Annotated in this window: 19 protein-coding genes; 17 read left to right on the forward strand and 2 right to left on the reverse strand. The window is 73.4% G+C overall.

Going from position 1 to position 22,722, the window contains the following annotated elements:
• The first annotated feature begins 29 nt into the window (after nucleotides 1-29).
• The 15 genes from OOT42_RS09555 to OOT42_RS09625 all read left to right on the forward strand — a co-directional run bounded on the left by OOT42_RS09555 (nucleotide 30) and on the right by OOT42_RS09625 (nucleotide 17,057).
• Nucleotides 30-1,223, forward strand: a complete 1,194-nt coding sequence (locus OOT42_RS09555; RefSeq protein WP_273654813.1) for a glycosyltransferase family 4 protein — start codon at nucleotides 30-32, stop codon at nucleotides 1,221-1,223.
• Entirely contained in the window at nucleotides 1,220-1,915 is a 696-nt protein-coding gene (locus OOT42_RS09560; protein WP_273654622.1) for a hypothetical protein, read from the forward strand. The genes OOT42_RS09555 and OOT42_RS09560 overlap by 4 nt, the downstream gene beginning before the upstream one ends.
• Nucleotides 1,916-2,038: 123 nt before the next feature.
• Nucleotides 2,039-2,962 carry a pyridoxal 5'-phosphate synthase lyase subunit PdxS gene (pdxS, locus tag OOT42_RS09565; RefSeq protein ID WP_273654623.1) on the forward strand — a complete coding sequence of 308 codons (924 nt, stop codon included), beginning with the start codon at nucleotides 2,039-2,041 and terminating at the stop codon, nucleotides 2,960-2,962.
• The gene (locus tag OOT42_RS09570; protein ID WP_273654624.1) at nucleotides 2,959-3,645 is read left to right on the forward strand and encodes an NUDIX hydrolase; all 687 of its coding nucleotides are present in this window, start codon (nucleotides 2,959-2,961) and stop codon (nucleotides 3,643-3,645) included. The genes pdxS and OOT42_RS09570 overlap by 4 nt, the downstream gene beginning before the upstream one ends.
• An 85-nt stretch (nucleotides 3,646-3,730) precedes the next feature.
• Complete coding sequence (locus OOT42_RS09575; RefSeq protein ID WP_273654625.1) at nucleotides 3,731-4,939, forward strand: pyridoxal phosphate-dependent aminotransferase; 1,209 nt, start codon at nucleotides 3,731-3,733, stop codon at nucleotides 4,937-4,939.
• A gap of 11 nt (nucleotides 4,940-4,950) precedes the next feature.
• Nucleotides 4,951-5,556 (forward strand): pyridoxal 5'-phosphate synthase glutaminase subunit PdxT, encoded by a 606-nt coding sequence (gene pdxT / locus OOT42_RS09580; RefSeq protein ID WP_273654626.1) that lies wholly within the window; start codon nucleotides 4,951-4,953, stop codon nucleotides 5,554-5,556.
• A 9-nt stretch (nucleotides 5,557-5,565) separates the two neighbouring features.
• Nucleotides 5,566-6,321: a YebC/PmpR family DNA-binding transcriptional regulator gene (locus OOT42_RS09585; protein WP_162352087.1), complete on the forward strand. Its 756-nt coding sequence runs from the start codon at nucleotides 5,566-5,568 to the stop codon at nucleotides 6,319-6,321.
• A gap of 54 nt (nucleotides 6,322-6,375) precedes the next feature.
• On the forward strand, nucleotides 6,376-6,942 hold the full coding sequence (gene ruvC, locus OOT42_RS09590; protein ID WP_273654627.1) for a crossover junction endodeoxyribonuclease RuvC: 567 nt from the start codon (nucleotides 6,376-6,378) through the stop codon (nucleotides 6,940-6,942).
• A gap of 76 nt (nucleotides 6,943-7,018) precedes the next feature.
• Nucleotides 7,019-7,636 (forward strand): Holliday junction branch migration protein RuvA, encoded by a 618-nt coding sequence (ruvA, locus tag OOT42_RS09595; protein WP_273654628.1) that lies wholly within the window; start codon nucleotides 7,019-7,021, stop codon nucleotides 7,634-7,636.
• Complete coding sequence (gene ruvB / locus OOT42_RS09600; RefSeq protein WP_273654629.1) at nucleotides 7,629-8,678, forward strand: Holliday junction branch migration DNA helicase RuvB; 1,050 nt, start codon at nucleotides 7,629-7,631, stop codon at nucleotides 8,676-8,678. Before ruvA ends, ruvB begins: the two co-directional genes overlap by 8 nt.
• 1,773 nt (nucleotides 8,679-10,451) lie before the next feature.
• The gene (gene yajC / locus OOT42_RS09605) at nucleotides 10,452-10,883 is read left to right on the forward strand and encodes a preprotein translocase subunit YajC (protein WP_273654630.1); all 432 of its coding nucleotides are present in this window, start codon (nucleotides 10,452-10,454) and stop codon (nucleotides 10,881-10,883) included.
• Between the two features lie 82 nt (nucleotides 10,884-10,965).
• On the forward strand, nucleotides 10,966-12,891 hold the full coding sequence (gene secD, locus OOT42_RS09610) for a protein translocase subunit SecD (protein WP_273654631.1): 1,926 nt from the start codon (nucleotides 10,966-10,968) through the stop codon (nucleotides 12,889-12,891).
• Entirely contained in the window at nucleotides 12,891-13,991 is a 1,101-nt protein-coding gene (secF, locus tag OOT42_RS09615) for a protein translocase subunit SecF (RefSeq protein WP_273654632.1), read from the forward strand. The genes secD and secF overlap by 1 nt, the downstream gene beginning before the upstream one ends.
• Entirely contained in the window at nucleotides 13,991-14,575 is a 585-nt protein-coding gene (locus tag OOT42_RS09620) for an adenine phosphoribosyltransferase (protein WP_273654633.1), read from the forward strand. The genes secF and OOT42_RS09620 overlap by 1 nt, the downstream gene beginning before the upstream one ends.
• A 148-nt stretch (nucleotides 14,576-14,723) precedes the next feature.
• The gene (locus OOT42_RS09625) at nucleotides 14,724-17,057 is read left to right on the forward strand and encodes a RelA/SpoT family protein (protein ID WP_273654634.1); all 2,334 of its coding nucleotides are present in this window, start codon (nucleotides 14,724-14,726) and stop codon (nucleotides 17,055-17,057) included.
• 641 nt (nucleotides 17,058-17,698) lie between these two features.
• Here OOT42_RS09625 and OOT42_RS09630 read toward each other — a convergent pair.
• Entirely contained in the window at nucleotides 17,699-19,624 is a 1,926-nt protein-coding gene (locus OOT42_RS09630; protein ID WP_273654635.1) for a DUF349 domain-containing protein, read from the reverse strand.
• On the reverse strand, nucleotides 19,621-20,394 hold the full coding sequence (locus OOT42_RS09635) for a peptidylprolyl isomerase (protein ID WP_273654636.1): 774 nt from the start codon (nucleotides 20,392-20,394) through the stop codon (nucleotides 19,621-19,623). Before OOT42_RS09635 ends, OOT42_RS09630 begins: the two co-directional genes overlap by 4 nt.
• Nucleotides 20,395-20,546: 152 nt before the next feature.
• On the opposite strand from OOT42_RS09635, the gene OOT42_RS09640 reads away from it, so the two are divergent.
• A complete protein-coding gene (locus tag OOT42_RS09640; protein WP_273654637.1) occupies nucleotides 20,547-21,272 on the forward strand; it encodes an MBL fold metallo-hydrolase in 726 nt (241 codons plus the stop codon).
• 68 nt (nucleotides 21,273-21,340) lie between these two features.
• Nucleotides 21,341-22,708 carry a histidine--tRNA ligase gene (gene hisS, locus OOT42_RS09645; RefSeq protein WP_273654638.1) on the forward strand — a complete coding sequence of 456 codons (1,368 nt, stop codon included), beginning with the start codon at nucleotides 21,341-21,343 and terminating at the stop codon, nucleotides 22,706-22,708.
• Nucleotides 22,709-22,722 lie beyond the last annotated feature (14 nt).

Here is a 22,722-nt window from a genome sequence, read left to right on the forward strand (position 1 = left end):
TCGGACGGGCGCGCGGCGACGGACGCCGGCTGCGCGTCGGGATCGTCTGCCCGTACTCGTTCGACGTGCCCGGTGGCGTGCAGTTCCACGTGCGCGACCTCGCCGAGGCGCTCCTCGCGCGCGGCCACGAGGTCTCGGTGCTCGCGCCCGCCGATGACGACACGCCCGTCCCGCCGTACCTCACGGCCGCCGGCAAGGCCGTGCCGGTGCGCTACAACGGCTCGGTCGCACGCCTGACGTTCGGGCCGATGACGGCCGCGCGCGTGCGCAAGTGGTTGGCCGCGGGGCAGTTCGACGTGCTGCACCTGCACGAGCCCGTGACGCCGAGCCTCAGCATGCTCGCGCTGTGGATCGCCGACGGGCCCGTCGTCGCGACGTTCCACACGTCGCAGGTGCGGTCGCGCTCGATGCAGGTCGCGTACCCGCTGGTCCGGCAGTCGCTCGAGAAGATCTCCGCGCGCATCGCGGTGTCCGAGGACGCGCGGCGCACGCTCGTCGAGCACCTCGGCGGTGACGCGGTCGTGATCCCGAACGGGGTCTACGTCGACGCGTTCGCGCAGGCGCGCCCCGACGCGCGCTGGACGGGGACGCCGTCCGCGCCCACGGTCGCGTTCCTGGGCCGGCTCGACGAGTCGCGCAAGGGGCTGCCCGTGCTGCTCGGCGCCGTGGGACGCGTGCTCGACGAGGTGCCCGGCGCCCGGTTCCTCGTCGCCGGTCGCGGCGAGACGGGGGCCGACCAGGCCCGCGAGGTCCTCGGCGACCGGGCGGGCGCCGTCGAGTTCCTCGGCGGGGTCTCGGACGAGGACAAAGCGCGTCTGCTCGCGTCGGTCGACGTCTACTGCGCGCCCCAGACCGGGGGCGAGAGCTTCGGCATCGTGCTCGTCGAGGCGATGAGCGCGGGCACGGCAGTGGTCGCGAGCGACCTCGGTGCGTTCTCGCGCGTGCTCGACGACGGCGCCGCGGGCGTCCTGTTCCGCACGGGCGACAGCGAGGACCTCGCACGCACGCTCGTGCGCGTGCTGCGGGACGCGGACCTGCGCGCCCGCGTCGTCGAGACGGCGAGCACGTCGGTGCGGCGGTACGACTGGTCGGTCGTGACCGACCAGGTGCACGCGGTGTACGAGATGGTGGTCGCCGGACGGGACGCGCCGGTCGGCGAGGACCCGTCGTCGGTGCGGGGCGCGCGGCTGCTCGAGCTGCGCCGGTCGTGGGGTGAGCGGTGAGCTGGTCCGAGGTCACGGTCGTCGTCGTCCTGGTCGTGGCGCTCGGTCTGTGGTGGGCGTGGGTCGCCGCGTCGCGCCTCGACCGGCTGCACCGCAAGGTCGCGGCGTCCCGGGCGGTCGTCGAGGCGCAGCTCCTGCGGCGCGCGACGGTCGCGGCCGGGCTCGCGACGTCGGGACAGCTCGACCCGGTGAGCTCGGTGCTGGTCGCAGAGGCCGCGTGGGCGTCGCTCTCGACGGGCACCTCGACGTCGGACGTCGCCGCGCTGCCCCCGGGGATGCGCGAGATGCTCTCGGAGGAGCCGACGCCGTCGCGGAACGACGCGGACGCCCGCGGTCGCGTCGAGAGCGAGCTGTCGGCGACCCTGCGCGAGGCGCTCGGTGACCCGGACGACGTCGCCGCGCTGCGGGCCGACCCGGACGGTGACGAGCTCCTCGGCAGCCTCGGCTCGGCCTGGTACCGCGTGCAGCTCGCCCGACGGTTCCACAACGAGGCCGTCGCGCAGACGCTGCGCGCCCGTCGCGGACCGCTCGTACGCCTCTTCCGCCTGGCGGGGCACGCGCCGGCCCCGCGCACGCTCGAGCTCGACGACGAGTGGCCCGGTGCGCTCGGACGCCCGGGCGCACGGGCGTCGGACGGGCCGGTCGGCGGGGTGTCGGGGTCGGCCGTGGACGGGACCGCGGGAACCGTCTGAGACGTGCGCCACGCCCCGGTTCGGGGCGTGGACGCGCGCCGAGAGCCGCACGGTCGAGCGACTACGATGGCCGGACGGGCGACGCCCGGCCCTCCACCCGCACCACATCATGTGAGGCTCGACGTGACCAGCGAGAACACCCAGCCGACCACCACGACGCAGGAGCCGGCCGTCGGCACCGCGCGCGTCAAGCGCGGCATGGCGGAGATGCTCAAGGGCGGCGTGATCATGGACGTCGTCACCGCGGAGCAGGCGAAGATCGCCGAGGACGCGGGCGCCGTGGCCGTCATGGCCCTCGAGCGCGTGCCGGCCGACATCCGTGCGCAGGGCGGCGTCGCGCGCATGAGCGACCCCGACCTGATCGACGGCATCATCGAGGCCGTCTCCATCCCGGTCATGGCGAAGGCCCGTATCGGCCACTTCGTCGAGGCGCAGGTGCTCCAGTCGCTCGGTGTCGACTACGTCGACGAGTCCGAGGTGCTGACCCCCGCCGACTACGCGCACCACATCGACAAGTGGGCGTTCACCGTGCCGTTCGTCTGCGGCGCGACCAACCTGGGCGAGGCGCTGCGCCGCATCACCGAGGGTGCGGCGATGATCCGCTCCAAGGGCGAGGCGGGCACGGGTGACGTCTCGAACGCGACGACGCACATGCGCACGCTGCGCGACGAGATCCGCCGCCTGACGTCGCTGCCCGAGGACGAGCTGTACCTCGCCGCCAAGGAGCTGCAGGCGCCGTTCGACCTCGTCAAGGAGGTCGCGACCGCCGGCAAGCTGCCCGTCGTCCTGTTCACCGCGGGCGGCATCGCGACCCCGGCCGACGCCGCGATGATGATGCAGCTCGGTGCCGAGGGCGTGTTCGTGGGCTCCGGCATCTTCAAGTCCGGCAACCCGGCCGAGCGCGCCGCCGCGATCGTCAAGGCGACGACCTTCTTCGACGACCCGGACGTCGTCGCGAAGGTCTCCCGCGGCCTCGGCGAGGCCATGGTCGGCATCAACGTCGACGACGTGCCGGTGCCGCACCGTCTCGCCGAGCGGGGCTGGTGACCTCCGACCTGCACGGTCCCGGGGCCGCGGACGGCACGAGGTCGTCCGCGGCCCTCGGCCTGCCCGGAGAGCCCGGGCCGGGACTCACGGCGGCCGGTGAGAGCACCGTCGCCGCCCGCGGGCACGCCGACGGCGGGGGACCGGTGCACGGTCTGGGCCCGGAGTGGCGTCCTGGACCGGACGGTCTGCTGTTCCGCCGCGCGGCGCGGGTGATCCTGCTCGACGAGGACGACCGCCTGCTGCTCATGCGCGGGCACGACGTCGACCAGCCCGAGCGCAGCTGGTGGTTCACCGTCGGCGGCGGCATCGACGACGGCGAGGACTCCCGGACGGCGGCGCTGCGCGAGCTCCGCGAGGAGACGGGGATCGTCCTCGACCCGGACGCGCTGCAGGGTCCCGTGCTCACCCGGTCCGCGATCTTCGACTTCTTCGCGCAGCACTGCCGCCAGGACGAGGACCTCTACCTGGCACGCGTGCACTCGACGCGGGTCGGCGAGCTGAGCCGCGCGGGCTGGACGGAGCTCGAGGCGGGCGTGCTCGACGAGCTGCGCTGGTGGCCGCTCGACGAGCTCGCCGCGGTGGAGATCGAGGTCTTCCCCGTCGGCCTGGCCGACCTCGTGCGCGACCTCGTGCGGGGGTGGGACGGCACGGTGCGGCACCTGGGGCTCGCGCACGAGCACTGAGCCGCACGACGGCGGCAGGGGCCGACCGACGGTTCAGGCGCCCGGGGGTACTGACCAGTAACGTCGACTGTGTACGGTCGAGTGCATGCCCACCCTGGCCCCCACGTCCCCCACGCTGCACATCCCCCGCAGCGGCATCCGCACCCTGATGGAGCTCGCGCACCGCGACCCGGAGGCGCTCCACCTCGAGATCGGCGAGCCCGACACGGCGCCGCCCGCGCACGCCGTCGAGGCCGCAGCCCGGGCCGCGCACGACGGGCGCGCGGGCTACACCGCCAGCACGGGCCTCGCCGAGCTGCGCGAGGTCGCCGCCGAGCGCGTCACGCGCGTGAGCGGCCGGGCGACGTCCGCCGACCACGTGGTCGTCACGCACGGCGCGATGCACGGGCTGACCATGACGATGGCCGCGCTGCTCGGCCCGGGCGACGAGATCCTGCTGCCCGACCCGATGTTCCCGAACTGGGCGATGGCCGCGATCTCGGTCGGCGCCGTCGTGCGGACCTACCCGACGTCCGCCGCGAACGGGTTCGTCCCCGACCTCGCCGACGTGGACGCGGCCGTGACCCCCCGCACGCGGGCGATCGTCGTGTGCAGCCCGAACAACCCGACCGGCGCCGTGTACCCGGCGGACGTCGTCGCGGGGCTCGTCGGCGTCGCGCGGCGGCACGACCTGTGGGTGCTGTCCGACGAGTGCTACGAGGCCGTGACGTTCGGGGCGCCGCACGTCAGCCCGGCCGCGTTCGACACCGACGGCCGTGTCGTCGTGCAGCACAGCCTGTCGAAGACGTACGCGATGACGGGGTGGCGCACCGGCTTCCTCGCGACGCCGCGGCACGACCTGGTCGAGACGATCGGGCACGTCGCCGAGGCGACGATCGCGTGCCCGTCGGCGCCCGGGCAGCACGCCGCACTGGCCGCGCTCACCGGCCCGCAGGACGTCGTCACGGACGCCGTCGCGCAGTACCGGGTGCGCCGCGACGCCGCGGTCGCGATCCTGGACGCCGCCGGCCTGGGGTACGTGCGGCCCGAAGGCGCGTTCTACCTCATGGTCGACGTCGGCACCGCGGACACCGACGCGTTCGCGCTCCGCCTGCTCGCCGAGCGGCACGTCGCCGTCGCACCGGGTTCGACGTTCGGGCCGTCCGCGCACGGTCAGGTGCGCATCAGCCTCGCGGCGGCGCCCGAGGTCCTGCACGCGGGCCTCGCGCACCTCGTCGCCGCCGTCGCGGAGGACGCGGCGCAGGACGCGACCGGCAGCCGGGCGTCGTCGGGACGGTTCGCGGCCGCGAACTAGGATCGCCCGTCGTGACCGTGACCGTCGGAGTCCTCGCCCTGCAGGGCGACGTGCGCGAGCACGTCGCCGCCCTCACGACCGAGGGCGCGCACGCCGTGCCCGTCCGTCGTGAGCGCGAGCTCGACGCGGTGGACGCGCTCGTGATCCCGGGCGGGGAGTCGACGACGATCGACAAGCTGCTGCGTGCGTTCGACCTCTTCGAGCCGGTGCAGCGCCGCCTGCGCGACGGGATGCCCGCCTACGGGTCGTGCGCGGGGATGATCCTGCTCGCCGACCGGGTCCTCGGCGGCATCGAGGGGCAGCGGACGCTCGGCGGCGTCGACGTCACGGTGCGCCGCAACGCGTTCGGCCGGCAGGTCGACTCGTTCGAGACCGACCTCACGATCGACGGCGTCGAGGACGGCCCGCTGCACGCGGTGTTCATCCGCGCACCGTGGGTCGAGGAGGTCGGCCCGGCCGCCCAGGTCGTCGGGCGCGTCGAGTCGGGTCCCGCCGCCGGTAGGATCGTCGCGGTCCGCCAGGGGCCTGTCCTCGTCACCTCCTTCCACCCGGAGGTCACGGGCGACACCCGGGTGCACCGTCTGTTCGTCGAGATCGTCCGCGAGAGCCAGGGGTAGGCAGAGCCGATGTCGGGTCATTCCAAGTGGGCCACCACCAAGCACAAGAAGGCCGTCGTCGACGCGAAGCGCGGCAAGCTCTTCGCGAAGCTGGTCAAGAACATCGAGGTGGCCGCCCGCACGGGCGGTGGTGACCCCGCGGGCAACCCGACGCTGTTCGACGCCATCCAGAAGGCGAAGAAGTCGTCGGTCCCGAACGACAACATCGACCGCGCGCTCAAGCGCGGGTCCGGCCAGGAGGCCGGCGGTGCCGACTACCAGACGATCATGTACGAGGGCTACGGCCCCGGCGGCATCGCGGTGCTGGTCGAGTGCCTCACCGACAACCGCAACCGTGCCGCGTCCGACGTGCGCGTCGCGTTCACCCGCAACGGCGGCCAGATGGCCGACCCGGGCTCGGTGTCGTACATCTTCAGCCGCAAGGGCGTCGTCATCGTCCCCAAGGAGGGCACCGACGAGGACGCCGTCATGGAGGCGGTCCTCGACGCGGGCGGCGAGGAGGTCAACGACCTCGGCGAGTCCTTCGAGGTGCTGAGCGAGGCGACCGACCTGGTGCCCGTCCGCACGTCCCTGCAGGACGCCGGCATCGAGTACGACTCCGCCGACGTGGTGTTCTGGCCGTCGACCCAGATCGAGGTGGACGCCGAGGGCGCCCGCAAGATCCTGCGCCTCATCGACGCGCTCGAGGACTCCGACGACGTGCAGAACGTCTACGCGAACTTCGACGCCTCCGACGAGGTCATGGCGGAGCTCGAGGACGACTGACGACAGGCGCGCGGCCTCCCGGGGATCGACCCGGGAGGCTGCGACCATACGAGCGTGCGCGTCCTCGGAGTCGATCCCGGCCTGACCCGGTGCGGTCTCGGCGTCGTCGACGGCCTCCCCGGCCGGCGCGCACGGCTGGTCGCCGTGGGCGTCGCGACGTCGCCCGTCGACCACGAGGTCGACCAGCGGCTGCTGGCCATCGAGGCGCGCATCGAGGAGTGGCTCGAGGAGCACGCGCCCGACGCGGTCGCCGTGGAGCGCGTGTTCGCGCAGCACAACGTGCGCACCGTGATGGGCACGGCCCAGGTCGCCGGGATCGCCATGGTCGCCGCCGCCCGCCGGCGCATCCCCGTCGCGCTGCACACGCCCAGCGAGGTCAAGGCCGCGGTCACGGGCAACGGGCGTGCCGACAAGCCGCAGGTCCAGACGATGGTCGCGCGGCTGCTCAGCCTCGACGAGATCCCGAAGCCCGCCGACGCGGCGGACGCGCTCGCGCTCGCGATCTGCCACCTGTGGCGACCGGCCGGAGCGCTCGGCTCACCGCAGCGGGCGCCCGGGTCCATGACGGCGGCGCAGCGCGCGTGGGCGGCGGCGGAGCAGGCAGCCAAGCGGCGCGCGTGACGCGCGTGTCCTGTCGTACAGGTGTTCGGTCGATGTGCGAGAGTAGCGCCGTGACGACGACGGAGAGGACGCCGCGGTGATCGCGTCGGTGCGGGGGACGGTCCTGGCGGTGCGGCTCGACGCGGCGGTGGTCGAGGTCGGCGGCGTCGGGATGCTCGTGCAGGCCACGCCCGCGACGCTCGCTGGGCTCCGGGTCGGCGCGCAGGCCACGCTGTCGACGTCGCTCGTCGTCCGCGAGGACTCGCTCACGCTGTTCGGGTTCGCCGACGCCGACGAGCGCGAGGTCTTCGAGGTGCTCCAGACCGTGTCCGGCGTCGGCCCGCGGCTGGCCCTCGCGATGCTCGCCGTGCACACGCCCGACGGTCTGCGCCGTGCGGTCGCGGGGGAGGACCTCGCCGCTCTCATGCGCGTCCCGGGCATCGGGCGCAAGGGTGCGCAGCGGATCGTCCTGGAGCTCGGCGACCGTCTCGGCGCCCCCGTGCCCGCCGCGGGAGGTGCCCCGGCGGCCGCGTCGGCGTCCGACGACCGGCGCGACCAGGTGGTCGAGGCGCTCGTGGGGCTCGGTTGGAACGCGCGGACGGCGGGCGACGCGGTCGAGCGCGTGCTCGCGGATGCCCCCGGGCCGGTCGCCGCCGACGAGGTCGCGGGCGTGCTGCGCGCCGCGCTGCGGACGCTCGGCGGCGGGCATGGCTGACGACGAGGAGCTCGCGACCGAACGGCTGCCCGCCGAGTCGCTGGTCCGGTCCGGTGCCGACGACCTCGAACGTGCCGCCGAGGCCGCGCTGCGCCCCCGCTCGCTCGACGAGTTCGTCGGTCAGCGTGTCGTGCGCGACCAGCTGTCGCTCGTCCTGCAGGCCGCGCGTCGCCGCGGCCGCGCACCCGACCACGTGCTGCTGTCCGGCCCGCCCGGCCTGGGCAAGACGACGCTCGCCATGATCATCGCGGCCGAGCTCGGCACGTCGCTGCGCGTCACCAGCGGTCCTGCGATCCAGCACGCGGGGGACCTCGCGGCCGTCCTGTCCTCCCTCGAGGAGGGCGAGGTGCTGTTCCTCGACGAGATCCACCGCCTCGCGCGGCCCGCCGAGGAGCTGCTGTACGTGGCGATGGAGGACTTCCGGGTCGACGTCGTCGTCGGCAAGGGTGCGGGCGCGAGCGCGATCCCACTGGCCCTGCCGCCGTTCACGGTCGTGGGCGCGACGACCCGCGCGGGCCTCCTGCCCGCCCCGCTGCGCGACCGGTTCGGCTTCACCGGCCACCTCGACTTCTACGAGACCCACGAGCTCGAGCGCGTGCTGCTGCGCTCGGCCGGCCTGCTCGGCGCCCCGCTGGCCGCGGACGCCGCCGCGGAGATCGCGTCGCGATCGCGCGGCACCCCGCGCATCGCCAACCGCCTGCTGCGCCGCGTGCGCGACTGGGCGGAGGTGCGCGGCGACGGCTCGCTGGACCTCGGCGCCGCGCGCGCCGCGCTCGAGGTGTACGAGGTCGACGAGCGCGGTCTCGACCGCCTGGACCGCGCCGTGCTGTCGGCGCTGTGCACCCGGTTCGGCGGGGGACCGGTCGGCCTGACGACGCTCGCGGTGGCGGTCGGCGAGGAGCCGGAGACGGTCGAGACGGTCGCCGAGCCGTTCCTCGTGCGCGAGGGGTTGATCGGCCGGACCCCGCGCGGACGGGTCGCCCTGCCCGGCGCCTGGGAGCACCTCGGGCTGTCGCCCCAACAGCGCACACTTCCGATCTGACACGAGACGCAGGGCCATGTTCGAGCTGCGCTTCAGCCAGAGGGAGACGTGTTGAGCGAAGGCTCGGCGGCGGATCGATCGACGGTCGATAGCTGCCCGAACAGCGAGGAGTGGAGACGCGGCGGGGCCGTACGCGGACCAGAAAGAATGCGGACGGCTCCGCCGCTCGTCACGGTCGTTGGTGTGCCGTCTCGCGTCGCACCAACGACCGTGGCTCAAGAGCTCCAGTAACCGGTGAATCCGAGCAGCGGCGCCAGCGACTTCGCTCGGGCCTTCGGATTACCCAGGACGTTCCCCCAGGGGACGAATCCAGATCCGGACGTGCCGCATGAGAGCGAATACCAGGTGGGTGTCCCGTTACTGAAGCCTCTTCCCTGGACGCAGCCGGACGTGTCAGCCCATTGAGCCTTACCCCAGGTGTAGTACCGGGAATACCCGTTGGAGCCAAAGACGGCGACGCCGCAGATCGACTCTGGGCCCCACGCGTTTCCCGGAAGCCCAGAAACCTGCTTGTCCATGCACGCGTAGGCGCTCGCCAGCAAGAGCACGTCAGTGCCGGTGGGGGCATCAGAGGCGTGAATCGCCGCGATCGCCTGTTCAGATTGTCCGGGGACTGGTGTGCCATCGGGATACGTGATTGGGGATCCCGGTCTAAACGTAGGATCGATGGTAACGCGTGACTGCTTCACCACGTCGGGTAGGAATGCGATCACGGCGGCAGGCACAGCGGGGTTAGCTTCAGCGATCGGAGATGTAGCCCGCGGGTCCCGCGCCCCGGGGCTCTTCTCAGCGGCCACCGGCGTCGCCAGTGCCCCCACTGTCAGAGTTGCAGCCAGCCCAACTGCGATGGCCTTGACTAGTGGATTCAATTGCGATATGAGCGGTGTCTTCATGATCAGAGTGCCCCCTTCGGCCCTGCGCGATGCTGACGGGAGACTTCTATCACACGCGGTAGTCGAAGGACACGACCGGGGTGCGCACCTTCGGACTAGCGGGCCCGTGACAATAGGAAAAAGGAGCGAGCGGGGGGCCCGGCCGACGAGGTCGATTACCTTCGCGTCGCCGCCTCTGTGACTTTCAGGTTAGGCGGCCTGAGCTAGCCCGACCGCGTACGCCTGGACGCGCCGAGATGGCCATCGCGCCGACGGCTCGCGAGCGTCCGTCCCGTCTCCGACCCGAGGGCAGGGTGCTGTGATGGACCCTGATCCCCGCTGTTGCTGCTCGAAGCAAGCCACCCGAGCCGTGGGGTGCCCATTGCGGCGCCACGCACCGGCTGGGTGGCCCGGCCCGGTGCGGGTCGAGCGACCAGGTATGCGACGGCTTAGGCTTCACGCCACGGCCTGAACCGCGCCGAGCGCCAGTCGGCGTGCGTGTTCCGACCATTCGGCCCGTCGACCCGGTGCCACGGACGACTGGTGCGCTGCCCGGTGCTTCCGGACGCAACGAGCTCTTCACGCCAGCACAGCCACCACTCTGGTGCGGCTGTTGCTGGCGGCCGCGCGGTCAGATGCTCGAGCGTCATCTCGGCGAGGAGCATCACTCCGGGCCTCGCCTGCTGGGGCGGCGGAGTGCACGACGCGAAGGGTCGCGCGGAGCAAAGAACTGTCGCGCCCGTCGGCTCGTTCCGCGCGCCGTGATGAGGTGCTGGCGATGGAGGCGTGAAATGCAGGAGGCTTACCCCTCCTTGGAACTGGGGGGTGGCACGGGACGTTGGAGCGGCGGGCCGCTGCGCCTAGACTGCCGCAGTCACACCACTCGATCGGAGCCGTACTCGTGCCGGACCTCAGCTTCCTCCTCTTCGTCGCCGTCGCCTTCGGCCTGCTCTGGCTCATGACGAGCCGCAGCCGCAAGCAGCAGCGCACGGCGCAGGAGTTCCGGAACAACCTCGCCCCCGGGGACGAGATCATGACCGGCTCCGGCCTGTTCGGCACCGTGGTGGAGGTCGACGGCGACGTCATCACCGTCGAGTCGACCCCGGGCAACCGCACGCGCTGGATCCGCGCCGCGATCGCCAAGAAGGTCGACCCGCCCGTGGAGGAGGACGAGTACACGGACGAGGCCGACGACGAGACGACCGACGACGAGGCCGTGACCGATGCCGACCGCATCGCGCGCGCCAACGACGAGGTCATCGACGTCCCCGACGACCTGTCGACGCTGCCGCCCGTCCTGCGCAAGAAGGACGACGAGCCGGACACCAAGTAACCGCACGGCCCGGGTGACGACGCCCGGGCCTGGACCCCACCGGTCACCTGCGTGACCGGTGCGCGCACGAGAGAAGACTCCGTTGGCCCCTCCTACCCGCCGTCACCGGCCGGTCCGCACGCTCCTGTGGCTCGGGCTCCTGATCGTCGCCATCTTCGGCACGATCTTCGCCGGCACCAAGACGTCCGACGCCACGTGGACGCCCAACCTCGCGCTCGACCTCGAGGGTGGCACGCAGATCATCCTCACGCCGGTCGCCGAGGACGCGAGCGACATCACACCCGAGACGATCAACCAGGCGATCGCGGTCATCCGTCAGCGCGTGGACTCCTCGGGAGTGGCGGAGGCGGAGATCACGAGCCAGGGCAACAACATCGTGGTCGCGCTGCCAGGCACGCCGAGCGAGGAGACGCTCGAGCTCGTCCGGACGTCGGCGCAGATGGAGCTCCGTCCCGTCCTCGTCGCCGGGGCGCCCACGCCCACCACGACGGACGAGGCCGCGACCCCCGCGCCGACCGAGTCGGCGGCCGCCCAGGCGGGCGAGGAGGGCGACGCCGCTGCCGGTGACGCGTCCGCGGACGCCGCAGCGACGCCCGAGCCGACGCCCGCCGCGTCGGAGGCGCCGTCGGACACGCCGTCCAAGGCGTCGCCGGACAATGCGAGCGACATCGCCTACTACGTGACGCCCGCGGTCCAGGCGGAGTACGAGGCGCTCGACTGCACGGACCCGAAGAACCTCACGGGTGGCGCCTCGGGTGACCCGGACGAGGCGCTCGTGACCTGCGACCCGGAGGGTCAGGGGAAGTTCATCCTGGGTCCGGTCGAGATCGAGGGCAAGGAGATCGACAGCGCGAGCTCGGGCCTGCGGACCACGCAGTCCGGCGCGACCACGGGTGAGTGGGTCGTCAACCTCGAGTTCAGCCCCAAGGGCACGACGACGTTCACGGAGGTCACGACGCGTCTGCAGGGCCTGTCGGCGCCGCAGAACCAGTTCGCCTTCGTGCTCGACGGGCTCGTCATCTCGGCGCCGAGCCTCTCGCCCGGCACGATCATCTCCAACGGCAAGCCCGAGATCTCGGGGAGCTTCACGCAGGAGTCGGCCGCGACGCTGGCGAACCAGCTGAACTTCGGGTCGCTGCCGCTGACCTTCGAGGTCATGAGCGAGGAGCAGATCTCCGCGACGCTCGGGTCGGAGCAGCTCCAGAAGGGCCTCATCGCCGGCCTCATCGGACTGATCCTCGTCGTCATCTACTCGCTCTTCCAGTACCGCGCCCTCGGCCTCCTCACGGTGGCGTCCCTGATCGTGGCCGCGGTCCTCACCTACGGCGTCATCACGCTGCTGTCGTGGACGCAGGGCTACCGCCTGTCGCTGCCCGGCGTCGCGGGTCTGATCGTCGCGATCGGTATCACCGCGGACTCGTTCATCGTGTACTTCGAGCGCATCCGTGACGAGCTGCGCGAGGGCCGGACGCTCCAGGCCGCCGTCGAGCGCGGCTGGGAACGGGCGCGTCGCACGATCCTGGCGTCCGACGCGGTCAACTTCATCGCGGCGATCGTGCTCTACGCGCTGACCGTCGGCGGCGTCCGCGGCTTCGCCTTCACCCTGGGACTCACGACGATCATCGACGTGATCGTGGTGTTCCTCTTCACGCACCCGATGATGACGCTGATCGCCCGCACCAAGTTCTTCGGCGACGGTCACCCGGCGTCCGGCCTCGACCCGCGCCGCCTCGGCGTCGACACGGTGCGCTACGCCGGTCGGGGTCGCGTCGTCTCCCCGTCCACCACCGGCAAGTCGGCGAAGAAGGACGGCGACCGCGTCCCGGTCGGCGTCGGCACGAGCAGCGCCGCCGCCACGTCCGGCCCGACCATCGCGGAGCGCCGCGCGGCGGCCCGCGCGGCTGCCGGCGACGGGTCGGCACCGCCGCCCGAGGCGCCCGAACCGACGCCTGACGCAGCCGCGCAGGACGAGCCCCGGACCGGGCGCACCGAGGGGAGCGAGCACTGATGGCCCAGGGATTCGCCCAGTGGGGCAACGACCTCTACACGGGGCGCCGGTCGTACGACATCGTCGGCCGCCGTCGCGTCTGGTACACGATCTCCGCGATCCTCGTGGCGGTCTCCGCGGTGCTGCTCATCAAGCCCGGCCTGAACCCGGGCATCGAGTTCCGCGGCGGCTCCGAGTTCGTCGTCTCGAACGTCGAGAGCCTCGACCAGCAGCTCGCGATCGACACCGTGCAGGGCGTCGCACCCGGTGAGTCGCCGAAGGTGACGACCGTCGGTGGGCAGAGCCTGCGCATCCAGACGGCCGAGCTGAGCAACGCGGACGTCGAGGAGGTCCAGGGCGCGCTCGCCGAGGCGTTCGACGTCCCCAAGGAGCAGGTGACGACGTCGTTCATCGGCCCCTCGTGGGGCGCCGACATCTCGCGCAAGGCGATCACCGGCATCCTCGTCTTCCTGCTGTTCGTGACGATCGTGATGACGATCTACTTCCGCAACTGGCGGATGGCGATCGCCGCGCTCGTCGCGCTGTTCCACGACCTGATCATCACCGCGGGCGTGTACGCCGGGGTCGGCTGGGAGGTCACGCCGGCGACGGTCATCGGCTTCCTCACGATCCTCGGGTACTCGATCTACGACACCGTGGTCGTGTTCGACAAGGTGCGCGAGAACACGGCCGACACGCTCGACCAGACCCGTTTCACCTACGCGGAGAAGGCGAACCTCGCGGTCAACCAGACGCTCGTGCGGTCGATCAACACCTCGGTCGTGGCGCTCCTGCCCGTCGCGTCGATCCTGTTCGTCGGCGCGTTCGTCCTGGGTGCGGGCACGCTGCGCGACATCGCGCTCGCGCTGTTCGTCGGCATGCTCGTCGGCACGTTCTCGTCGATCTTCCTCGCCACCCCGGTCGAGGTGTCGCTGCGCGAGCGTGAGCCCGCGATCCGCGAGCACACGCGCAAGGTGCTCGCGGCACGCGCGCAGCGGCGCACGGGCGGGTCGGACGACGAGGACCCCGAGGCGCTTGCGGCTGCGACGATCCACTCGGCGGGCCAGCTCCGACCGGGCGCGCACCAGGGTGTCGCCGCGCAGCCGAAGCGGCGCCGGTGATGACCTCCATCGACGGATCGACCGCGGGGGCGCTCTCGGGCGGCGCCCCCGCGGGCCGTGCGGCGCTGCTCGCGCGCGTCGACGAGCTCGTCCGGCGGGTGCCCGACTACCCGCAGCCCGGCGTGCTGTTCCGCGACATCACCCCGCTCCTGGCCGACGGCCCCGCGTTCGCGGGCGTGGTCGACGCGATCGCGGCCGACGCCCCCGCGGGCGTGGACCTCGTCGCCGGGATGGAGGCCCGCGGGTTCCTGCTCGCGGCCCCCGTCGCGACGGCGCTCGGCGCCGGTGTGCTGCCGGTCCGCAAGGCGGGCAAGCTGCCGGGACCGACCGCGATCGAGCACTACGAGCTCGAGTACGGCCACGCATCGGTCGAGATCCACCCGTTCACGGTGCCCGCGGGCGCGCGCGTGCTCGTGATCGACGACGTGCTGGCCACGGGAGGGACCGCCGCCGCGACCGTCGCGCTGCTGCAGCGGTGCGGTGCCGACGTCGTCGGCCTGTCGTTCCTCGTCGAGCTGCTCGGCCTCGACGGCCGCGCGCGGCTCGGCGACCTGCCCGTCGACGCGCTCGTGCAGGTGCCCTGACCTCGTCCGACGCGGTGACGCGGGCGGACGCGTGTCGGTGGTGGCCTGCGCGCGGACGTAGACTGCTGCGATCCGGTCCCCGCGGGTCGGGCGTCCCGCCACAGGCCGCCGTGACGTCCCCGGGGGCGACGACCGCGGGAGGGGTGGCATGAGCGACGACGTCCGAGCGCCCGAGACCGCCGTCCCGGACGTCGCGACCGACAACGGCGCGAGCGCGTCCAGCCGCGTCCGGTCCCGCCTCCAGCGGTTCGGCCAGCGGTCGGGTCCGGCCTTCCCGGCCCTCGAGCCCGTGCTGCAGGCGGCGCGCACCAACCACCCGAAGGCCGACCTGACCGTGGTCGAGCAGGCGTACGTCGTCGCGGAGAAGGCGCACCGCGGGCAGCTGCGCAAGAGCGGCGACCCGTACATCACGCACCCCGTCGCCGTCGCGACGATCCTCGCCGAGCTCGGCATGACGCCGTCCACGCTCGCCGCCGCGCTCCTGCACGACACGGTCGAGGACACCGAGTACTCGCTCGACCAGCTGCGCCGCGAGTTCGGGCCCGAGGTCGCGATGCTCGTCGACGGCGTCACGAAGCTCGACAAGGTCACGTACGGCGACGCGGCGCAGGCCGAGACGGTCCGCAAGATGGTCGTCGCGATGTCGCGCGACATCCGCGTGCTCGTCATCAAGCTCGCCGACCGGCTGCACAACGCGCGCACGTGGAAGTTCGTCGCGTCGTCGTCGGCGGAGAAGAAGGCGCGCGAGACGCTCGAGATCTACGCGCCGCTGGCCCACCGCCTCGGCATGAACACGATCAAGTGGGAGCTCGAGGACCTGTCGTTCGCGACGCTGTACCCGAAGCTCTACGACGAGATCGTGCACCTCGTGGCGGAGCGCGCGCCGGCGCGCGAGGAGTACCTGGCCGTGGTCCGCGAGCAGGTCGGCGCCGACCTGCGGTCCGCGAAGATCAAGGCCACGGTCACGGGCCGGCCGAAGCACTACTACTCGATCTACCAGAAGATGATCGTGCGCGGCCGCGACTTCGCCGACATCTACGACCTGGTCGGCGTGCGCGTCCTGGTCGACACGGTGCGGGACTGCTACGCGGCGCTCGGCGCCCTGCACGCGCGGTGGAACCCGGTCCCGGGCCGGTTCAAGGACTACATCGCGATGCCGAAGTTCAACCTCTACCAGTCGTTGCACACGACCGTGATCGGGCCCGGTGGCAAGCCGGTCGAGATCCAGATCCGCACGCACGACATGCACCGGCGCGCGGAGTACGGCGTCGCGGCGCACTGGAAGTACAAGGAGACCGCGAAGAACGCGGCGAACGGCCAGACGGACGCCGCCGGCAACGACATGGTCTGGCTGCGCCAGCTCGTCGACTGGCAGAAGGAGACCGCCGACCCCACCGAGTTCCTCGACTCGCTGCGGTTCGAGATCGCCGGGTCCGAGGTCTACGTCTTCACGCCCAAGGGCGACGTCATCGCGCTGCCCTCCGGCTCGACCCCCGTGGACTTCGCGTACGCGGTGCACACCGAGGTCGGCCACCGGACCATGGGCGCGCGCGTCAACGGTCGGCTCGTGCCGCTCGACTCGGCGCTCGAGAACGGTGACGTGGTCGACGTCTTCACGTCCAAGTCCGAGACGGCGGGCCCGTCGCGCGACTGGCTCGGCTTCGTCAAGAGCCCGCGCGCCCGCAACAAGATCCGCCAGTGGTTCTCGAAGGAGCGCCGCGAGGAGGCGATCGAGCACGGCAAGGACGCGATCGCGAAGGCGATGCGCAAGCAGAACCTGCCGATTCAGCGGCTGCTGTCGCACGAGTCCCTCGTCGCGCTCGCGAACGAGATGCGCTACCAGGACGTGTCGGCGCTGTACGCGGCGATCGGCGAGGGCCAGGTGTCCGCGGCGACCGTCGTGCAGCGGCTCGTCCACTCGCTCGGCGGGGAGCCCGCGGCGGAGGAGGACCTCGCCGAGACGGCGCGTCCCGGCCCGACGGCCCGGCGGGTCCGGACCGGCGACACCGGCGTCGTGGTCAAGGGCGTCGACGACATCTGGGTCAAGCTCGCCAAGTGCTGCACGCCCGTCCCGGGCGACGACATCGTCGGCTTCGTCACGCGCGGCGCCGGCGTCAGCGTGCACCGCTCCGACTGCGTGAACGTCGACGCCCTGCGGTCGCAGCCCGAGCGTATGGTCGACGTCGAGTGGAGCCACACGAGCTCCACGCTGTTCCTCGTGCAGATCCAGGTCGAGGCGCTCGACCGCAGCCGCCTGCTGTCCGACGTCACGCGCGTCCTGTCGGACCACCACGTCAACATCCTGTCGGCGTCCGTCTCGACGTCACGCGACCGGGTCGCGCTGTCGCGCTTCGTGTTCGAGATGGCCGAGCCGTCGCACCTCGCGTCCGTGCTGGCCGCCGTGCGCAAGGTCGAGGGCGTCTTCGACGTGTACCGGATCACCGGCGCCAAGGCCGCGGGGGAGCCCGTCATCCGCGCCTGACGGCATGCGGAGGCTGCGCAGCACGTCGCGTGCCTGCCGGACGCCCCGCTGGCCGCGCAGGTCGTCGAGCGCGCGCAGCGCGGCGGACGGGTCGAACCCCGCGGCCATCAGGTCGAGGAGCAGCCGGCGGGCGCGCACGGGCGGCAGGAACCGCGCCACGTCCGTGCCCGTGCGGTGCACCGTCGTGACCCGCAGCCGGCCGACGAGCTGCACGTCGGACGCCGACAGCGACGCCTCCGCGGATGTCCGCCACGCACTCGGCGCGACGGGGTGCCGGCCGCTGCCGACGAGCACCTCGACCCGGTCGGGCGCCGCGCCGCCCGTGTGCACCCACGCCGCGCTGCTCCGCCCGACGACGCCGCCGCGCGGCACCTCGTCGAGCAGCGCCGCGCCGCGGAGCTCGGGCGACGAGGGGAGGTCGGCGACGACCGCGACGTCGCCCCACACGCGCCGCAGCACGCCGTCGCGGACGAGCGCGAAGAACGCCGCGTCCCCCACGTCGCGTCGGCGCACCACCGTCGGGAGCACGGGGGTGCGCGGCCGCAGCTCGTCGAGGTTCGTCACGCGCGCCAGCATGACGGAGCCGGGCACACCCGTGGGGTGGCCCGGCTCCGGCTGTGGACGACGGCGCGTCGTGCCGATCAGCCGCGTGCGTCCTCCGCGGCGCGCTGCACCTGCTCCAGCCACGACCGGCGGGCGTCGAGCGCGGCCTGCGCGTCGGCGATCCTGCGGGCGTCACCCGCCGACTTCGCACGCTCCAGGTCCGCCTCGAGACCGGCGATCGCCTGCTCGAGCTGCGCGGCCGCCCCCTCGGCGCGGGCGCGCGTCTCCGGGTTGGTCCGGCGCCACTGCGCCTGCTCCGCGTCGCGGATCGCCGACTCGACCGCCCGCAGGCGGCCCTCGACCCGCTGGATGTCGGCGCGCGGCACCTTGCCCGCCGCCTCCCACCGGTCCTGGATCGAGCGGATGGCCTGCTTCGCCGCGTTGAGGTCGCGCACCGGGAGCAGCGCCTCCGCCTCCGTGAGCAGCGCCTCCTTGACCTCGAGGTTGGCGCGGAACTCCGTGTCCGTCGCGGCCGAGTGCGCGTCACGCGCCGCGAAGAACGCGTCCTGCGCGGCCCGGAACCTGGCCCACAGCGCGTCGTCGTCCGCGCGGCTCGCGCGGCCCGCAGCCTTCCACCGCGTCATGAGGTCGCGGAACGCACCCGCCGTCGGGCCCCAGTCCGAGCTGTCCTGCAGGCGCTCGGCCTCGGCGACCAGCTCCTCCTTCGCGGCCTTGGCGCCCGCGTTGCGCGCCTCCAGCTCGGCGAAGAAGTGCCGCCGCTCACGGTCGAACGTCGTCCGGGCGTGGCTGAACCGCTTCCACAGCGACTCCTCCGTCGGCCGGTCCAGGCGCGGCCCGCTGCGCTGCGCGGTCTTCCACTCCTCGAGCAGCGTGCGCAGCTGCTCGCCCGCCGGACGCCACTGGATCCGCGCGGGGTCGGTCGCCGCGATCTTCTCGGCCTGCTCGACGATCGCCGTGCGCGCCTCGAGCGCGACCTGCCGCGCCGCCTGCCGCTCCGCCTCCGCGGCGGCGCGACGCTCGGCCGCGACCGAGCGCAGCGACTCCAGCCGCTCGCGCAGCGCGTCGAGGTCACCGACCGCCGCGGGCTCCTTGAGCTCCTCCGTCAGGCGCGTCAGCGTCTGGTCGATCTCCTTGACCGAGAGGTCCGTCGCCTGCAGGCGGGCCTCGAAGAGCGTGACCTTCGCCTGGAGGTCGAGGAAGCGGCGGACGTACAGCGCCAGCGCCTCCTCGCTCGACGCGCCCGGGAACTGCCCGACGACGCGCTCGCCCGCGGCCTCGCGCACCGACACCGTGCCGTCGGCGTCGACCGAGCCGAACGTCGCGGCGTGCGCGGCCTCCGCGCTGTCGTCAGGGGCGGGGACCGGTGCGGCCGCGGGCGTCGGGGCGGCCGCTGCCGCCGCGGTGGGCGGATGCGGGATCGGACGCGGCCGCGGACCCGGGCGCGCCGACGCGGGCGTCGGGCGCGGGGTCGGGACCGCGGGGGCCTCGGACGTCGGCTCGTCGCCCGCCTGGGTCGTCGGCTCGTCGCCCGCCTCGGACGCCGCGTCGTCGGTCGACGGCGTCGGCGTCTCGTCGGTCTCGGCCGTCGGCTCGGGCACCGTCTCGGCCACAGCCGTGTCGTCGGCGGCGGTGGTCTCGGTCGCCGACGTGTCGTCGGCGGGTGCCGCCTCGTCGGCAGTCGCGTCGGTGGGTGCCGTCGCGTCGGTGGGGGCGACCTCGTCGGCGGGTCCGGACTCGTCGGCCGGTGCCGTCTCGGTGTCCGCGGACGTCTCGGCAGCGGCGACGTCGGCAGCCGGTGCCTCGTCGGCGGCGTGAGCCGTCTCGTCCGGCGTCACGGCGTCGGCCGGCGCGATCGTCCCGTCCGCTGCGGAGTCGTCGGTCGTCGTGTCGTCGTCGGTGGCCTCGGGCGTCTGCGGCTCGACCGGGGCGGCCGTCGGGGCGGAGGGCGGGGGAGTGGGCGTCGGGTCCTGCGGCGAGGACGTCGATGCGGGGGTCTCGGTCACTGGGTCTCCACTCCCTCGATGGTGACGGTGGACACCGGGGTCTCGGACCCCTCCACGGTGCCCGCGTCAGCGATGGCCTGCAGCACGTCCAACCCGGACGTGATGCGGCCGAACACGGTGTAACCACCCGCCGAGTCCGACGGGATCTGCGAATCCTCGTACACGAGGAAGAACTGGCTGCCCATGGACTCGCCGTTGCCGCCCTGGCGGGCCATGGCGATCGTGCCCGCGGGGTAGACGTCGTCGGAGGGCGCGTTCTCGATCGGCCCCCACGAGTAGCCCGGGCCGCCCGTGCCGGTGGCCGTCGGGTCCCCGCACTGCAGGACGTAGATGCCCTGGGTCGTGAGGCGGTGGCAGTCGGTGCCGTCGAAGTAGCCCTCGCCCGCGAGCGTGACGAAGTTCGCGACAGCCTGCGGCGCGGCGGAGCCGTCGAGCTCGAAGCCGATAGTGCCCTGGGTCAGGGCGAGCTCACCGTTCCACGTGCGCCCCTCGGCCGCTGCCGGGTCGGGCACGACGCCGCCGTTGCCCGTGCGCGCCGTCGCGCCCGGGTCCGGCGTCGCGGCCGGCGGGGTCGTGGCGTCGGCGGCGGGCGGCGCGTCGTCGCGGGTCAGGGCGACCGCGGCACCGATGCCGAGGCCGAGGACGAGCACCCCCACGACGGAACCCGCGATCACGCGCTGGCGACGATGGCGCGCCCGCGCCTGCACCTGACGCTCCTGCCACTTCTCGTACCGGCGGCGCTCGTACTCGCGCTCGCGCTTGCTGGACACGCACACTCCTCGCGTCGACGGTGCGGCACCGCAGGCGTCGACCTGCCGCACCGCACGAAGGAACCCCGGACAGTCTAGGCAGCCCGCGCCCTGGTCGAGGCAACGACCGACGCGCGGACGCCCAGCGGGCCCTGCGGGCTACCGTGCGGGGCATGGATCTGCTGACGTTCCTCGCCCCCGTGTTCGCGGCCCGGTGCACCGTCGTCGTGGCCGCGGACGGCGCGTGCGTCGTCGTCGACCCGGGTGCGGGCGTCGCGGCCACGGTCGCCGGGGAGATCGCCGCGCGTGGCCTGCGGCCCGTGGCCGTGCTCGTCACGCACGGCCACGCCGATCACACCTGGGACGCGGGTGCCCTCGCGGACGCGCTCGACGTGCCCGTGCGGGTGCACGCCGCGGACGCGTACCGGCTGGAGGACCCGTTCGGCACGCTCGGCCCCCTGGGCGGCGCCGCGCACGACCCGTCCGGCCCGCTCGGGCAGGCGCTCACGGCCGCGGGCGTCGACCTCCACGGCCACCACCGCCCGGCGCGCGTCGAGACCTTCGGCGACGAGGCCGGCGACGGCCGCAGCGCCGACGTGACGTGGCAGGTCGGCGACGTGTCGGTGGTGGCGCGGCACGCGCCGGGGCACACGGAGGGCTCGACGCTGTACCTGCTCGACGACGGCGACGGGCGGCCGGTCGTGCTGACGGGCGACGTGCTGTTCGCGGGGACGATCGGACGGACCGACCTGCCCGGCGGGGACGGTCCGACGATGGCCCGGACGCTGCGCGAGGTCGTCGCCCGGCTCGACCCCCGCGCGGTCGTCGTGCCCGGGCACGGTCCGGCGAGCGACGTCGCGACGGAGCTCGCGACCAACCCGTTCCTGGCGCCCCGCTGACCCGGCTGCCCGCGTCCGGGCGGAACGCGGGCGCGTCCCGGTCGGAGGGTCTGGAAGACTTCCGCACCATGGCGCGACCCACACCCCTGTCCGGATTCCCCGAGTGGCTGCCCGACGGGCGCATCGTCGAGCAGCACGTGCTCGACGTCCTGCGCCGCACGTTCGAGCTGCACGGGTTCGCGGGCATCGAGACGCGCGCGGTCGAGCCGCTCGACCAGCTGCTGCGCAAGGGGGAGACCTCGAAGGAGGTCTACGTCCTGTCGCGGCTCCAGGAGGACCCCGAGAGCCCGGACCGTGGGGGCCGGCTCGGGCTGCACTTCGACCTCACGGTGCCGTTCGCGCGGTACGTGCTGGAGAACGCCGGGCACCTCGCGTTCCCGTTCCGCCGCTACCAGATCCAGAAGGTGTGGCGCGGCGAGCGCCCTCAGGACGGCCGGTTCCGCGAGTTCGTCCAGGCGGACATCGACGTCGTCGCGGCGGGTGAGCTGCCGTACCACTACGAGGTCGAGCTGCCGCTCGTGATGGCGGACGCGCTCGCGGCGCTGCGTGAGGTCGGACTGCCGCCGGTGCGCATCCTCGTGAACAACCGCAAGGTCGCGGAGGGTTTCTACCGCGGGCTCGGGCTCGACGACGTCGAGGCGGTGCTGCGCGGCATCGACAAGCTCGACAAGATCGGCGGACCGGCCGTCGCGGAGCTGCTCGTCGCGGAGGCGGGCGCGACCCCGGAGCAGGCGCAGGCCTGCCTGGAGCTCGCGGGCGTCCAGGGCGAGGACGAGTCGGTCGTCGACGCGGTGCGGGCGGTCGCCGCCCGGCACGGTGCGGAGCACCCGCTGCTCGACGAGGGCCTCGCCGAGCTCGGCGCGCTGGTGCGGGCGGCCGCGCAGCGGGCACCCGGCGTCGTCGTCGCCGACCTCAAGATCGCGCGCGGCCTCGACTACTACACGGGTTCCGTCTACGAGACGGTCCTCGTCGGCCACGAGCAGCTCGGTTCGATCTGCTCGGGCGGCCGGTACGACACGCTCGCGTCCGACGGGTCGACGACGTACCCGGGAGTCGGCCTCTCGATCGGCGTGTCGCGGCTCGTCTCGCGCCTGCTCGGTGGCGGCCTCGTCCGTGCGACCCGGTCGGTGCCGTCGGCGGTCTTGGTCGCCGTGACGGACGAGGCGGACCGGTCGCGGTCCGACGCCGTCGCCGCCGCGCTCCGCTCGCGGGGCATCCCGGTCGAGGTGGCACCGTCGGCGGCGAAGTTCGGCAAGCAGATCCGGCACGCCGACCGCCGCGGCATCCCGTTCGTGTGGTTCCTCGGGCAGCCCGGTGGTGACGAGGGGGACCAGGTCAAGGACATCCGCTCGGGCGAGCAGGTGCCCGCCGACGCCGCGTCGTGGGCGCCGCCGACGGACGACCTGTGGCCCCGCGTGGTGCCGGCCGAGGCCTGACGCGCCCGGCGCGG

It is taken from the genome of Cellulomonas fimi (assembly GCF_028583725.1).
In the GTDB taxonomy this organism is placed as follows: Bacteria; Actinomycetota; Actinomycetes; order Actinomycetales; family Cellulomonadaceae; genus Cellulomonas; species Cellulomonas fimi_B.